The organism is Mycobacterium sp. ELW1, from assembly GCF_008329905.1.
GTDB lineage: Bacteria > Actinomycetota > Actinomycetes > Mycobacteriales > Mycobacteriaceae > Mycobacterium.
Genome location: NZ_CP032155.1, coordinates 4,222,913 through 4,237,451 on the forward strand (window position 1 = coordinate 4,222,913; position 14,539 = coordinate 4,237,451).

Sequence of the window (14,539 nt, forward strand, 5' to 3'; positions counted from 1 at the left end):
ACGAGCGTAGTCACCCGTCGGCAAACCCGAGGGATTCTTCAGCGAGACCGGTCGCGGCGTCGCCGATCGAAGAACTCCACCGCTTCCCGGATCGACTCGTGCACGTCGCGAGGCTGCCACCCCAGTTCACGGGTTGCCTTGCCATGGTCCATCGGCGCCATGATCCCCATCAGCCGCACGGTGGTCGGATTCAGCGGCACGTCGCGACGCGTCAGCGTAGCGGCGGCGCCGCCGAGGACCCCGATTGCCTTCATCACCGGTTTCGGGATCCCCACCCGGGGCGCCGGCCGGCCCGCGGCGCGGGCCGCCGTCTCGTAGAGCTCGCGGTAGGGCAGATAGCGCTCGGAGATGATGTAGCGCTCCCCCACCCGGCCGTGGTCGGCGGCCAGCAACAGCGCGCGGGCGGCGTCGGTGATGCCGACAACCTCCGTCGCCATTCCGTCCATATAGAAGGGCAGCTTGCCGGCCGCAGCGGCGGCCACCAGCGACCCGTGCGGAGTGGGCTGCCAATCACCTGCGCCGTACGTGTTGGACACGCACAGCGCCACCGCGGGCAACGCCTTGTCGCGGCTGTAGTCAAGCACCAGCTTCTCGGCCGCGATCCGCGAGGCGATGTAGCCGCCGCCCTTGCCGGCCCACTCGACCGGGGTGTCCTCGTTCACGACTCCGCCGGTACCCAATCCGATCGTCCCGATGGTGCTGGTGAAGACGAACTTGCGCAGATCGGCATTCACGGCGGCGTCCAGGACGTGCCGCAAACCCTCGACGTTGGTGCGGTACAGCGGTGCCGGGTCGCGCAGGTGTGCGCGGGTGTCGACGACGCAGTAGTAGACGACGTCGCAGCCGTCCATCGCCTCCTTCAGCGCGGCGTCGTCGAAGATGTCGCCGTAGAAGCGCTGCACGGGCAGATCGTCGATGCCGCGGGTGGAGCTGGATCTGCGGAGCATGACGCGGACGTTGTCACCGCGCTCCGCCAGCTGCCGGGTTACGTGCGAGCCGAGGAATCCGCTCGCACCCAGAACCAGTGAGTCGCTGCCTGCCACGCCCCGGAGCATGCCGGACGGCAGTAGTGCACGACAAGATTGCGGGTCTGTTCACCGGGACATCGTGGGCGGCTCAGTCCTTCAGGCAGGCACCCGCCCCGTCGAGCACGCCGGTGCGGAAGTGCCGGATCCGTTCGTAACCGGCGCCCTGGCGGTCGACGTCACCGTCGCCGCGGAACACCAGCAGTGCGGTGATGGCCTCGTCGAGATCGCCGGGCGAGATGCCGAAGCTGCTGGTCTCTTTGCGGTTCTGCAGCAGGACGCTGGCGGTGTACGACCCGGCGAAGCAGTCGCCGCGCAGCGACTGGGTCTTGTCGTCGGACTTGTCATTGGCCCGGGTCATCGCGGCCAGCCCGAACTGCGTGGCGATCAACGTCGCGACCGCGTAGTCGCCACCCTGGTTGTACACGGTGCGCATCGCGTCGTTCTCCCAGCCGATGTAATCGTCTGGGACGCAATAGAACAGCGCATAACCGTCGGCGCGGGTGTTACCGCACATCGGCGGGTTGGACGGGTCGAACGGCTCCAGGCCCTTGACCGGCACCCAGGCCTCGCCGTTGGTCAGCTCCGGATAGACGTGCGCCCAGTAGTCCTCGATGTCGTAGGGCACGTCGTTGACCATCGCGTCGTAGGGCATGTCCCCACCGGCGGCCTCGTCTTCGGCGTTCTGGAACGGCAGCTCGACGACCACCGGGTTGTCGTCGCGGTAGGCCTTGCAGGCGGTGGGCCCGTTGTCGTAGCCGTCCTGGAACGCGCCGACCCGGTCGAAGCCGCTCCCGTGGGCCGACGGGTCGATCTTGCTGGTTCCCGGCGAATCCCGGAGCTCGAGGATGCCCGCCAGGGCGTTGTCCATATCGGCGGCGTTGACCTTGTAGAGCCCCGAGTCCTTGGCATGCTTGGCCCAGCCACCGGCGAAGCAGTCGGCCTGCAACTCCTTGGTCACCGTGCGCGCGGTGAAATTGGACCGGGCCTGTATGGCATGGCCCCACTCGTGGGCGAGCACGATCGGAATGACGAAGTCACCGAATTTCGACTGCAGTTCGGGGAGAAGCGTTTCGGAGTCCCATGCCACCACATCCTTGCTGGCGCAGTAGAAGGCGTTGCCCGCGATATCGCTGGCGGCCTCGGCGCAGGGTGGCAGTTTCCCGACGACGGGATCACCGAGAAGAAGCCACCTTCCACCGGCTTGTATTCGCTGCCATAGAGCTTGGGGTATTCGACGGACCAGTACTTCTGCAGGTCGGCTATGGCCTGGACGGCGATCTTGTTGGGCCCGGTGGACGCATCACCGGTGATCTTGATGGCCTCGGGGGCCGTATTGGCAACCTGTGTGTTCTGCGCGAGGGACTGGGGTTTGTCGGGCTTCGGCCCCCCGCAGGCAGCCAGGACAATGGCCAGCACAGCCAGTATCAGAGCTTTGGATCGCATGCACGAACATTAGCCATTACCACAGCTTCCTGCGGTGAATAACACAAAAACGGTTTGCCAACGGCGTAGCGCCGCGTCGATTACTTGATCAGCGGGTCACGCGGCATGCCGAGGATGCGCTCCGCGATCTGGTTGCGGGTGATCTCCGACGTGCCGCCGGCGATGGACAGTGCGCGCGACCCCAGGGCCACCCGGCCTGCCATCTCGCCTTCGCCACCCTCGAGTGCCGCATCCGGTCCGACCAGTGCCGCGGCGATGGTGCCCTGCTCCTGGAACTGTTCGGCCAGAATAAGTTTGGTGATGTTGCCTTCCGGGCCGGGCCCGGCGCCCTCCAGTGCGCGCACCACGCGGCGCAGGTTCAGCAGGCGCAGCGCCTGGTCCCTGGCCAGGAACCGGCCGACCCACTGAACCGCGCCGGCGACCCGGTCGCCGTGCGCCTTGGTCAGCGACACCAGCCACGCCGCTGCCGGCGCGATCGTGCCTGCGCCGCCGCCGATGCTCACCCGCTCGTTGCCCAGCGTGGCCCGCGCAACGGTCCACCCGGCGTTCGGCTCCCCGACGACGTCCTCGTCGGGGACGAACACGTCGTTGAAGAACACCTCGTTGAAGTCAGCGCCGCCGGTGATCTGGCGCAAGGGCCGAACCTCCACCCCCGGCGCCTCCATGTCCAGGATCACCGTCGTGATGCCGGCGTGCTTGGGCACGTCGAAGTCGGTGCGCACGGTGGCCAGGCCGCGCTTGCAGTAGTGCGCCCCACTGGTCCACACCTTCTGGCCGGTGATCTTCCAGCCGCCGTCCACCCGGGTAGCCCGGGTCTTGACCGCCGCGGCGTCCGAACCCGCCGACGGCTCGGAGAACAGCTGGCACCAGATCTCGTCCTTGCGCAGTGCCTTCTCGACGAATCTTTCGATCTGAGAAGGGGTTCCGTGCTGAATCAGGGTCAAGATCACCCAGCCGGTGATGCCGTAGTCCGGTCGCTTCACACCGGCGGAGGCGAACTCCTCTTCGATCAGCAGCTGCTCGACGGCACCGGCCGCCCGGCCCCACGGCTTGGGCCAGTGCGGCATCACGTACCCGGTCGCGATCAACTCGTCGAGTTGCGCCTTCTCATCCAGCTTGGCGAGTTCGGCTGCATCGCTGCGGATTTGAGTGCGCAGCTCCTCGGCCTCGGGCGGCAGGTCCAGGCTGTTGGCCCGGCCATGGCCGGCGTCGGTCAGGGTGAACACGTCGGTGGCCGGACCGTCCCCGCCGAGGACCGCCTGCACGGTCAGCGCCCGGCGCAGATGCAGATGGGCGTCATGCTCCCAGGTGAAGCCGATCCCGCCGTGCACCTGAATGTTCAACTCCGCGTTGCGAACATAAGCCGGGAAAGCGAGGGCGGCCGCGGCTGCGGCGACCAATTCGAACTGCTGCTGGTCCTCACCGGCCGCACGGGCGGCATCCCACACGACGGCGATCGCCGACTCGGAGCCGACGATCATGTCAGCGCAGTGATGCTTGATCGCCTGGAAGGTCGCGATGGTGCGGCCGAACTGCTCGCGCACCTTGGCGTATTCGACAGCGGTGTCCACACAGTCCGAGGCTCCGCCCGCGGCCTCGGCCGCGAAGAGTGTGCGCGCCAGGGCCAGCGCCGCGGTGCGCGCCCCGGGCAGCACGTTGCCGGCCACCGAGACGTCGCGCAGCGTCACCCGCCCGGAGCGCCGCGCCCGGTCGAGGCTGCCCGGCAGTTCGACCGAGACCCCGTCGGCGCTTCGCTCCACCAGGAGCACGTCGTCACCGGCGACGAGCATCAGCAAGTCGGCGAGCCCGGCGCCGAGGACCACGCCCGCGTCGCCGCCGGCGGTGTCACCGGAGACGGTGAGGTTGCCACCGAATCCGACTGCGGCAGTGACGGATCCGTCGACCAGCCCGGGCAGCAACCGCGCCTTCTGCTCATCGCTGCCCACCGCCGACACCACCGCAGATGCGACCACGGTCGGCACGAACGGACCGGGCGCGACCGCGCGTCCGAGCTCGTCGATGACGACCACCAGTTCGGGCAACCCGAAACCCGAACCGCCGTACTGTTCGTCGACGTGCAGCCCGAGCCAGCCCAACCCGGCCAGCTCGGGCCAGAACGGCGGTGCCGTCTCCTCGGCGTCGTCGGCGAGCAGCGCGCGCGCCGCGGCCCTCGCCTTCTGCGTGCTCAGAAATGAGCGCGCCACCTCGCTGAGTTCACGGTGGTCGTCGGTCAGTGCGATACCCATCGGATCCTCCTCGAGGCGGCGGTGCCCGGCCCAATCCCTATTGCTCTAATGCCTTACCACAGCCCGTTGAAACCGCAGTACGGCGGCCGGATCACTTGGGCGCGAAACGCTGCCCGGCGTCGAGACGGATGCACTGACCGTTGAGCATCGGGTTGTCGACGATCGCGGCGACCAGCTTGGCGAATTCCTCGGGGCGGCCCAGACGCTTCGGGAAGGCGGCGTCCTTGGTCAGCGCCTTGGCGAACTCATCGGGAATGCCCTTGGTCAGGCCCGTGGCGAACAGGCTCGGCGCGATCGCGAGCGCGCGAATGCCGACCGGGCCGAGGTCACGTGCCATGGTCAGGCACATGCCGGCGATACCGGCCTTGGCGGCGGTGTAGGCAACCTGGCCGATCTGGCCTTCGAACGCGGCGATCGAGGCGGTGTTGATGATGACGCCGCGCTCCTCGTCTTCGGGCTCGTTGTTGGCCATGTGCGCTGCCGCGAGGCGGCTGATGTTGAAGCTGGCGATCAGGTTGAGGTTGATCGTGCTCTGGAAGGTCTCCAGGGCGTGCGGGCCGTTCTTGCCGAACGTCTTCTCCGCCACACCGCCGCCTGCGGTGGTCAGCACGACGTGCAGACCGCCCAGCGCCTCGACCGCCTCGGCAAGCACCTTCTCGGTGCCCGCGAAGTCGGTGACGTCGACCGGGATGAACGGGCCGCCCACACTGGACGCGACCTCGGGGCCGTCGGTGCCTTCGCGGTCGAGGATCGCCACCTTGGCGCCGTGCGAGGCCAGCAGCTCAGCGCTCGCCCGTCCGAAGCCCGATGCGCCGCCTACGACGACCACCTTCTTGCCCGAGATCTCCATCCGATACTCCTGTCCGTCGACGCGGCACGGCTCCCGTACCGCTTACAGTTCGCAGTTCAATTCGCGGGGACACCTCGGTGGCGCCCAAGCCGGTACGCACGTTACCGCTCGTCATCGAACGGTAATGACCAAGGGTGCCTACCCAGCGGTAGGTTGGCTCCCATGGCCCGATCAACGATCGGTCTGCGGATGGGAGCGGGAGTGGCTGCGGCCGCCGTCGCCCTCGGTGTAGTCCAACTGACAGCTGCTTTCTTCTCGCCGGCCGCCGACGCGCGTACCGCGGTGGGCACCGCCGTCATCAACGCGACGCCCGGGCCGGTGAAGGAATGGGCCATCCAGACCTTCGGCACGGCCGACAAACTGTTCCTCTCGGTGGCGGTCATCGCCGTGATCGGGGTACTGGCCGCCGTCGCTGCAATCTGGGAACGGTCGCGCATCCCGGTCGGCTCCGTGGCGTTCCTGCTCGCCGCCGTTGCCGGAAGCGCGGCAGTGCTGGCCCGGCCGGGCGCACGGCCGGTCGACATCATCCCCACCCTGCTCGGCGCGGTCTGCGGGATCGCAGTCCTGCGACTGCTCACATCCGGCCGCATCGTCGACGGCCCCACCACCGACGCCACCGACGCCCCCGGCGCCTCCGACGTGGATACCGGGCGCCGGCTGTCGCTCGCGACGCTCGGGTTCGCCGGACTCGGGCTGCTCGGCGGCGTCGCGGGCGTGGCGATCACCCGACGACTGCACTCGGTGTCCGGCGACCGGGACACCTTCGCTCTGCCCTCGGCCGCACCGCCGTCGCCGGTTCCCGCCGACGTCACACCGAACGGCGTCCAACTGCCCAGCTTCATCACCGGCAACGGCGACTTCTACCGCATCGACACCGCCTTGAGCGTCCCGCAGCTCTCCCGTGCCGACTTCCGGCTGCGCATCCACGGGATGGTCGACCGCGAAATCACCTACACCTTCGACGATCTGAAGAAGTTCGAGCCGATCGAAAAGGTCGTGACGCTGACATGCGTGTCCAACCCGGTCGGCGGCGATCTCATCTCCAATGCCACCTGGACGGGCTACCGGGTCAGGGACCTGTTGCGGGACAGCGGAATCCACACTGATGCCGACATGGTGCTGTCGACGTCGGTGGACGGTTTTACCGCGGGCACCCCGGTGGAGGCGCTCACCGACGGCCGCGACGCGATCCTGGCGATCGGGATGAACGGTGTTCCCCTGCCGGTCGAGCACGGCTATCCCGCCCGCTTGGTGGTGCCTGGTCTGTACGGCTACGTGTCGGCCACCAAGTGGGTGGTGGACCTGGAGTTGACCCGCTTCGACCGGGTGCAGGCCTACTGGACCAAGCTCGGCTGGTCCGAGCGCGGCCCGATCAAGACCGAGTCGCGGATCGACGTGCCGCGCGACAGCCAGAAGGTGGCCAGGGGGCCGGTGACCTTCGGCGGGGTGGCGTGGGCGCAGAACCGCGGCGTGAAGGCCGTCGAGGTCCGCATCGACGACGGGCCGTGGCAGCCGGCGCAGCTTGGTGCTGCCTACTCGAACGACACCTGGCGGCTGTGGAGCTTCCCGTGGACGGCAACCCAGAGCGGGGTTCACACGATCACGGTCCGCGCCACCGACAACACCGGTGCGGTGCAGACGCCGGACCAGGCGCCGCCGGCGCCCGACGGTGCGACGGGCTGGCACTCGGTGTCCTTCGAAGTCGCCTGACACCGTGGTTGTCCCGGACTGGTTGTCGTAGTGCCGTGCCACCCTGGAGCCATGTTGCTCGGCGATGTCGTGGCCGCCTCCGCCGACGTGTCGGCGACGTCATCGCGGCTGGCCAAGGTGGCGCGAATCGCCGAGCTGTTGTCGGGCGTCGGGGATCCGCGAGTGGTTCAGGTCGTGGTGTCGTGGCTGTCCGGCGACCTGCCGCAGCGACAGATCGGGGTGGGCTGGGCGGCGCTGCGGTCACTGCCCACACCTGCCGAGGAGTCCACCCTGACGGTGGTCGCAGTGGACGCGACGTTCACCGAGATCGGCGCCGTCGCGGGCAAGGGCTCCCAGGCCCGACGGGCCGAGCTGCTCGGCGATCTGTTCGGCGCGGCCACCGACGCCGAGCAGGTGTTCCTGCGCCGGCTGCTGGGCGGCGAGTTGCGCCAAGGCGCACAGGCCGGGGTGATGGCCGACGCGGTGGCGAAGGCGGCCGGCCTGCCCGCCGCAGCCGTGCGCCGGGCAGCCATGCTCGGTGGCGATTTGCCTGCGGTGGCGGCCTCAGCGCTGACCGGCGGGGCGGACGCGCTCGGCGACTTCACGCTCACGGTGGGCAGGCCGGTCGGTCCGATGCTGGCCCAGACCGCGACCGGTGTGGCGGACGCGCTCGAACGCCTCAGCGGCGACGCGATTTTCGAGGCCAAGCTCGACGGCGCTCGTGTGCAGATCCACCGCTCGGGCGACGACGTGACCGTCTACACCCGCAGCCTCGACGATGTGACGGCCCGGCTTCCCGAGGTGGTGGACGCCGCGCTGGCGCTGCCGGTGAGTTCCCTGATCGCCGACGGTGAGGCGATCGCTTTGCGTCCCGACAACCGCCCGCACCGGTTTCAGGTCACCGCATCCCGGTTCGGGAAGAGCACTGATGTGGCCGCAGCCCGGGCGGCACAGCCACTGTCGGTGTTCTTCTTCGACATACTGCACCTCGACGGCGTCGACCTGCTCGACGAACCGACCCATGCCCGGCTCGTCGCGCTGGATGCGATCGTGCCCGCCGATCAGCGCGTTGACCGGTTGGCGACCGCGGATGCCGCTGCGGCACAGCAGTTTTTGGATGTGACGCTGGCCGCCGGACACGAAGGCGTGATGGCCAAATCGCCTGCCTCCCCCTACGAGGCGGGCCGCCGTGGTGCGGGCTGGCTGAAGGTCAAGCCGGTGCACACCCTTGATCTGGTGGTGCTGGCGGTGGAATGGGGGTCGGGCCGACGGACCGGCAAGCTGTCCAATATTCACTTGGGCGCTCGCGATCCGGACAGCGGTGACTTCGTGATGTTGGGCAAGACATTCAAGGGCATGACCGACGCGATGTTGGAGTGGCAGACCGCGCGGTTCAGCGAGCTGGCGACCGGTCCACTCGACAAGTACGTGGTGCCGGTGCGGCCCGAGCAGGTCGTCGAGATCGCCTTCGACGGAGTACAGGGCTCCAGCCGATATCCCGCCGGAATGGCGCTGCGCTTCGCGCGGGTGCTGCGGTACCGCGACGACAAGAGCCCGGCCGAGGCCGACACCGTCGACACCGTGCGCGCCTTCTACGAGCGCGACTGATTCAGTGAGCCGCGTTCTGCGAGAAGGCCAGTAGCCAGCCGTCGCCGGTACGCACCGCGACACTGGTGTTGCGACGGGTCCGCCGCCGGATTGGTCCGGTGATCGCGGTGCGGGCTTGGATCAACGCCACGTCGGGCGTGAGATAACGCAGTCGGGTGATCTGGGTTGGCGCCCGGCAGCGATGTGCCTGACGGTCGACAAGCGCACGGATGGCCTGTTCATCGGTTCCGGTCAGCGACGAGTGCGACGCGGCCGGCGGGTCATACAGCGTCGCGCGTGGGTGGCGGAGGTTGGCGAGCAGGACTCGCGCGAGAAACTTTCGGTCCCGCAGCCTCGCGGGCGGATCGATGAGACCGCGGACCCGCAGAATCTGTTCGGCTACAGCGACGTCCGTGCCGGCAGCGCGCAGCACCGCACGCTGCATCCACCTCTGCGTGCGGTGCACCGAAGCGGGCCCGGGCTGGTCGATGGCCCGATTGACCGCCCACACCGGTCCGATGTGTTCGCCCGCGGCCCGATAGAACCGCCGGGGCAAGTCGGCGGCGCCTGTACGCAGGCAGTCGCGCAACGAAAGGGCCTGCAGGGCAGCCATTGTCATTCCTTGCCCATGGAGCGGGTTGAGGCTGCACAGCGCATCGCCGACGACGACCAGCCCCGGTGGTAGTTCCGGCATTTGCTCATAGCGTCGCCACACCGCGCCGGTGTTGCGTGAGATCGAGATCTCCCCACACAAGTCGCGTCGCGCAGTCCGGCTACCATCTCGGCGGGCAGCATCCGCTCGGCCGTTCGCATCATCTCCGCGAAACTGCCTGGCGGCGGGCCACATTCATCCGAACACGAAACCGCCAACATCCAGGTGTCGTGCTCGTACGCGACGAGCATTGCTCCCGGCGCCTGTCGGCCCTGATTGACGAATACCAGCCGCTGCCGGATGCGCCCCGGTGGAATATGCAACAGCTGACTGGAATATCCCCCCGTTGACGGGACCCTATTCTCGGGCACCACACCGAAGCCCTGGTTCACCAGCTGGCGCGCTGAGCATGCAGCGCGTCCCGTGGCGTCGACTACGAGGTCGCTCTTCAGGATCGACGCGCTGCCCGTCTCACGGTCGATAACCCGGACACCGACGACCGAACCACCCGCGAGCACCGGTCCGACAATGTTCTGCTGCCCGATGACCGTGACATTCGGCAGCTCGTTGACGCGTCGGCGCAGGTGGAACTCGAGGAGCGGCCGACTGGCTTGACAGGCCGCGACCGCTTGCGGATCTGCAAGGTGGCCAACGGGATTGAGCTCATGATTGCCGATCCGGACGTAAATCCGCGACAGGTCGTCACCGTCGTCGACGACGGCCCCATCCGCACCCATCTCGGTCAGGATTGCGGGGAACAGCTCACCGATCGCCTGCGTACCGCGGCTCAGGAGGCTGTGCAGATGACGCCCCTGCGGCACCCCGGTCCGCTGCGCCGCGCAATCGGGCAGAGCGTCACGTTCCACGACCGTTACGGACGCATAGAACTCCGACAGAACCCGCGCCGCGAGAAGTCCCGCCATGCCGGCACCCAGAACCACCGCGTGCGAACCCAATTCGGCCATGTGGTCGCCTCCATCCCGCTGCGCCGCACGGTGGCATCCGCAGCTCCGAGCAGTGACCCTACACCAACATTAAGAAAAATAAGGGACACTTATGGAAATTCTAAGGATGTCATAGGCAAGCGCGACTGACGCCGCTCCCACTCACCGCACTACGACTACACGCGAGGCCTAGACGCGAGCGAAATCGGTTTTGCCGCGCTCGAATTCGGCCAGCATGTCGGCGGTCAGCGTCGGCCTGACCTCACCGATCGCGGAAAGGTAGTCCTCGGTGGTGGCCGGCTGGCCCAGCCCGTGGCGCATCTCGCGTTCGAAGGCGGCCTGCGAACCCTTGCGCGCCGCGAACTCGATGTCGGCCGGGGTGAAGAACTCCGAGGCGCCGACCAGACGATCGACGTCGACATGGACCAGCGCCTTGCCGAGGTAGCGCTGCCACACCGCCCGGCGGGCCGGTTGATCCGGCGGCCCCACCGGAATCACGTAGTCGAAACGGCCCGGCCGCAGAAACGCCGAGTCCAGGGAGTGCACAGCGTTGGTGGCGCACACCAGCAGCCGGTTGTCCTTCTGCCGGAAAGCCGGAATCAGCTTCAGCAGTTCGTTGGTGACACCCAGCTCAGCGGTGGTCGCGCCGGACCGTGCGGTCGCGATCTCCTCCACCTCGTCGATGAACAACACCAGCTCGTCGAGCTCGGCCAGCTCGGCGAACGCCTCCCGCAGCGAGGCCGCCAGGCCACCGTTTCCGGTGGCCGCCAGCCGCGACGGGAAAAGCTCCACGAACGGCCAGCCGAGCCGCGACGAGATCGCCTTCGCGAAGCTCGTCTTCCCCGTTCCGGGCGGGCCGAACAGGATCACCGCTTTCGGCGGCTGCACCCCGTAGCGCTCGGCGACGTCGGGGTGCGCGAGCGGATCGACGATGCGGCGCTCGATGATCTGCTTCTCCTGCTCCATACCGGCCATCTCGTCGAACAGACCGGGCGGCAGGAACTGACCGCCGAGTTCGTCGAGCAAGTTCGCCTGGTCCAGCCCGAGATGCTCGACCATCTCGAAATAGACCAGACCCTCCCGGCGTGCGTAGCCGGAGTTCTCCATCGCCGCCGCCCCGGTGGCCCCGTCGGGCAGTACCGCGCAGATCCGCCGCACCCCCTGTGCGCGCAGCCGCCGCTCCAGGTCGCCGAGCAGCGCGCTCCCGATGCCGCGATAGCGCCACCGCGAGCCCAGCGCCACCAGCAGAATCCAGGCCCGTTCGCCCTGGGTCTGGGCCACGGCCATGGCGACCACCTCGTCGCCCACTTCGGCCACCACGGCAGGCTGCCCGGAACGGGCGGCGGCCATCACTTCGGCAACGGTGAACACCGGCTCACCCGACCCGGGCGCACGGCTCTGATCCCAGACCTGGATCGCCTGGTCGATGTCGTCATCGCGGTAGTCGCGCAAACGCCATGGCGGCATGGCCCACCTCCTCGGTTGCGATAGAGGGTGACGGCAGAAGCCGCCAGCGGCATCCCCCAAGCGGGTGGTCTTCGGGATGGGACGAACTGGTCAGGAGACCCGCCGAAATCCGCCCCAATTGGGGACCCGCCGAACCTGTGAATGAAAGGATCACCGCACGGCCCGACACTGCACATCTGGCGCAAGGGAGAAACACTGTGGCTGCACCGACCGGCGCGCCGTCGGAACACATGGAAGAGACCAGGGGCGACGTCACCTACATCCGCACCGATCCTGACCTGCCGCCGGTCGCCATCGTCGACCGGTCGCCGATCACGCTCCGGCACAAACTGATCTTCGGTGCCGTCGCGGTCCTGGGTGCGGTCGCGTGGGCGATCATCGCGTTCTTCCGCGGCGAGACCGTCAACGCGGTGTGGTTCGTCATCGCGGCGATCTGCACCTACGTCATCGGATACCGGTTCTACGCCCGGCTCATCGAGATGAAGATCGTGCGGCCGCGCGACGACCATGCCACTCCGGCCGAGATCTTCGAGAACGGCACCGATTACATGCCCACCGACCGGCGGGTGCTGTTCGGTCACCACTTCGCCGCGATCGCCGGGGCGGGCCCGCTCGTCGGACCGGTGCTGGCCATGCAGATGGGCTATCTGCCCGGCACGATCTGGATCATCATCGGCGCGGTGTTCGCCGGATGCGTCCAGGACTTCCTGGTCCTGTCGATCTCCACCCGGCGGCGCGGTCGCTCGCTGGGGCAGATGGCCCGCGACGAACTCGGCGCGGTCGGCGGCGTCGCGGCGATCGTCGCTGTGCTGGTCATCATGGTCATCCTGCTGGCGGTACTGGCCCTGGTCGTGGTCGGCGCCCTGGCCGAAAGCCCGTGGGGCGTCTTCTCCATCGCGATGACGATTCCGATCGCCATCTTCATGGGCCTGTATCTGCGTTTCCTGCGCCCGGGACGGGTCTCCGAAGTCTCGTTGATCGGTGTCGCCCTCCTGCTGCTTGCCGTGGTCAGTGGCGGTTGGGTGGCCGGAACCGATTGGGGCACGGACTGGTTCACGCTGTCCAAGGTCACCCTGTCGTGGTGCATCATCGTCTACGGCCTCGCCGCCTCGGTGCTGCCGGTGTGGTTCCTGTTGGCGCCCCGCGATTACCTGTCGACGTTCATGAAGGTCGGCACCATCGCGCTGTTGGCGGTCGGCATCCTGCTGGCCCGGCCGATCATGGAGGCACCGGCGGTCTCGAAGTTCGCCGAGAGCGGCTCCGGTCCGGTGTTCGCCGGCTCGCTGTTCCCGTTCTTGTTCATCACCATCGCCTGCGGCGCGCTGTCGGGCTTCCACTCACTTATCTCGTCGGGCACCACGCCCAAGCTGCTGGAGAAGGAAAGCCAGATGCGGCTGATCGGCTACGGCGGCATGCTCACCGAGTCGTTCGTCGCGATCATGGCTCTGGTCACCGCGGCAATCCTGAACCAGCACTTGTACTTCGCGATCAACGCGCCGTCGGCCCAGACCGGCGCCACCGCCGAGACGGCAGCCAAGTACGTCAACGGCCTTGGCCTGTCCGGTGCCCCGATCACCGGGGGCGAGATCACCGAGGCGGCAAAGAGTGTGGGTGAGGAGTCGATCGTCTCCCGCACCGGCGGGGCACCGACGTTGGCGTTCGGCATGTCCGAAGTACTGCATCAGGTCTTCGGTGGCGCCGCGCTGAAGGCGTTCTGGTACCACTTCGCGATCATGTTCGAGGCGCTGTTCATCCTCACCACCGTGGACGCCGGCACCCGGGTGGCCCGGTTCATGCTCTCCGACGCCCTGGCCAACCTCGGTGGCCCGCTCAAGAGGCTGCGCAACCCGAGCTGGCGCGTAGGGGCATGGATCTGCAGCCTGGTCGTGGTCGCCGGGTGGGGTTCGATCCTGCTGATGGGGGTCACCGACCCACTCGGCGGCATCAACACGCTTTTCCCGCTGTTCGGCATCGCCAACCAGCTGCTGGCCGCGATCGCGCTGACCGTCGTCACCGTCGTGGTGATCAAGAAGGGTCTGCTGAAGTGGGCGTGGATTCCCGGAATCCCGCTGCTGTGGGATCTAGTGGTCACCCTCACCGCATCGTGGCAGAAGATCTTCTCCGGCGATCCCAAGCTGGGCTACTGGACGCAGCACTTCCAGTACCGCGCCGCCGCGGAGGCCGGAAAGACCACGTTCGGCTCGGCCAAGAACGCCGATCAGCTGCACGCGGTCATCCGCAACACCTTCATCCAGGGCACGTTGTCGATCGTGTTCGCGGTCCTGGTGGTCATCGTGGTCCTCGCCGGGGTGATCATGGCGCTGCGGGCCATCCGCGGTGGCGGCCGTGAGCTGACCGAGGACACCCCGGTGGCATCGAAGATCTTCGGACCGTCCAGCCTGATCACCACCTCCGCCGAGAAGGAGGTGCAGAAACAATGGGACGCGCTACCCGCGCAGCACGCCAAATCCGTTGGTACGTCGGCGCATTGATGGGCGACAGTCACTACCGCCGTTACGTCGAGCACCACGCCCGCACCCACCCGGGTGAGCCTGTGCTCAGCGAGGCACAGTACTGGCGCAAGCGGCACAGCGACGCTGACGCCAACCCGAGCGCCCGCTGCTGCTAGCCGG

Annotated in this window: 11 protein-coding genes; 4 read left to right on the forward strand and 7 right to left on the reverse strand. The window is 67.9% G+C overall.

Features of this window, described 5'->3' with window-relative positions; translation table 11 throughout:
- Positions 1 to 38: 38 nt before the first annotated feature.
- The 4 genes from D3H54_RS20060 to D3H54_RS20075 all read right to left on the reverse strand — a co-directional run bounded on the left by D3H54_RS20060 (position 39) and on the right by D3H54_RS20075 (position 5,567).
- Positions 39 to 1,043, reverse strand: coding sequence for an NAD-dependent epimerase/dehydratase family protein (locus D3H54_RS20060; protein ID WP_286198941.1), 1,005 nt, complete (start codon positions 1,041 to 1,043; stop codon positions 39 to 41).
- Positions 1,044 to 1,116: 73 nt separating this feature from the next.
- A complete protein-coding gene (locus tag D3H54_RS20065) occupies positions 1,117 to 2,115 on the reverse strand; it encodes a neutral zinc metallopeptidase (protein ID WP_286198942.1) in 999 nt (332 codons plus the stop codon).
- Positions 2,116 to 2,551: 436 nt separating this feature from the next.
- The gene (locus D3H54_RS20070; protein ID WP_149380557.1) at positions 2,552 to 4,717 is read right to left on the reverse strand and encodes an acyl-CoA dehydrogenase family protein; all 2,166 of its coding nucleotides are present in this window, start codon (positions 4,715 to 4,717) and stop codon (positions 2,552 to 2,554) included.
- 91 nt (positions 4,718 to 4,808) lie between these two features.
- Positions 4,809 to 5,567, reverse strand: a complete 759-nt coding sequence (locus D3H54_RS20075; RefSeq protein WP_149380559.1) for an SDR family NAD(P)-dependent oxidoreductase — start codon at positions 5,565 to 5,567, stop codon at positions 4,809 to 4,811.
- Positions 5,568 to 5,729: 162 nt separating this feature from the next.
- Here D3H54_RS20075 and D3H54_RS20080 point away from each other — a divergent pair, with 162 nt between their 5' ends.
- Both D3H54_RS20080 and D3H54_RS20085 read left to right on the forward strand, forming a co-directional pair.
- Entirely contained in the window at positions 5,730 to 7,277 is a 1,548-nt protein-coding gene (locus D3H54_RS20080) for a molybdopterin-dependent oxidoreductase (protein WP_149380561.1), read from the forward strand.
- A gap of 51 nt (positions 7,278 to 7,328) precedes the next feature.
- A complete protein-coding gene (locus D3H54_RS20085; RefSeq protein WP_149380563.1) occupies positions 7,329 to 8,864 on the forward strand; it encodes an ATP-dependent DNA ligase in 1,536 nt (511 codons plus the stop codon).
- A gap of 1 nt (position 8,865) precedes the next feature.
- Here the strand turns inward: D3H54_RS20085 and D3H54_RS31845 are convergent, their stop codons facing one another.
- From D3H54_RS31845 to D3H54_RS20095, 3 genes are all read right to left on the reverse strand, one after another.
- The gene (locus tag D3H54_RS31845; RefSeq protein ID WP_286198943.1) at positions 8,866 to 9,456 is read right to left on the reverse strand and encodes a hypothetical protein; all 591 of its coding nucleotides are present in this window, start codon (positions 9,454 to 9,456) and stop codon (positions 8,866 to 8,868) included.
- 2 nt (positions 9,457 to 9,458) lie between these two features.
- Positions 9,459 to 10,460 (reverse strand): NAD(P)/FAD-dependent oxidoreductase, encoded by a 1,002-nt coding sequence (locus D3H54_RS31850; protein WP_286198944.1) that lies wholly within the window; start codon positions 10,458 to 10,460, stop codon positions 9,459 to 9,461.
- A gap of 168 nt (positions 10,461 to 10,628) precedes the next feature.
- Positions 10,629 to 11,906, reverse strand: coding sequence for an ATP-binding protein (locus D3H54_RS20095; RefSeq protein ID WP_149380566.1), 1,278 nt, complete (start codon positions 11,904 to 11,906; stop codon positions 10,629 to 10,631).
- A gap of 197 nt (positions 11,907 to 12,103) precedes the next feature.
- Here D3H54_RS20095 and D3H54_RS20100 point away from each other — a divergent pair, with 197 nt between their 5' ends.
- Positions 12,104 to 14,398 (forward strand): carbon starvation CstA family protein, encoded by a 2,295-nt coding sequence (locus tag D3H54_RS20100; RefSeq protein ID WP_168214922.1) that lies wholly within the window; start codon positions 12,104 to 12,106, stop codon positions 14,396 to 14,398.
- Entirely contained in the window at positions 14,398 to 14,535 is a 138-nt protein-coding gene (locus D3H54_RS20105) for a CstA-like transporter-associated (seleno)protein (protein ID WP_420329737.1), read from the forward strand. The genes D3H54_RS20100 and D3H54_RS20105 overlap by 1 nt, the downstream gene beginning before the upstream one ends.
- The last annotated feature ends 4 nt before the right edge of the window (positions 14,536 to 14,539 follow it).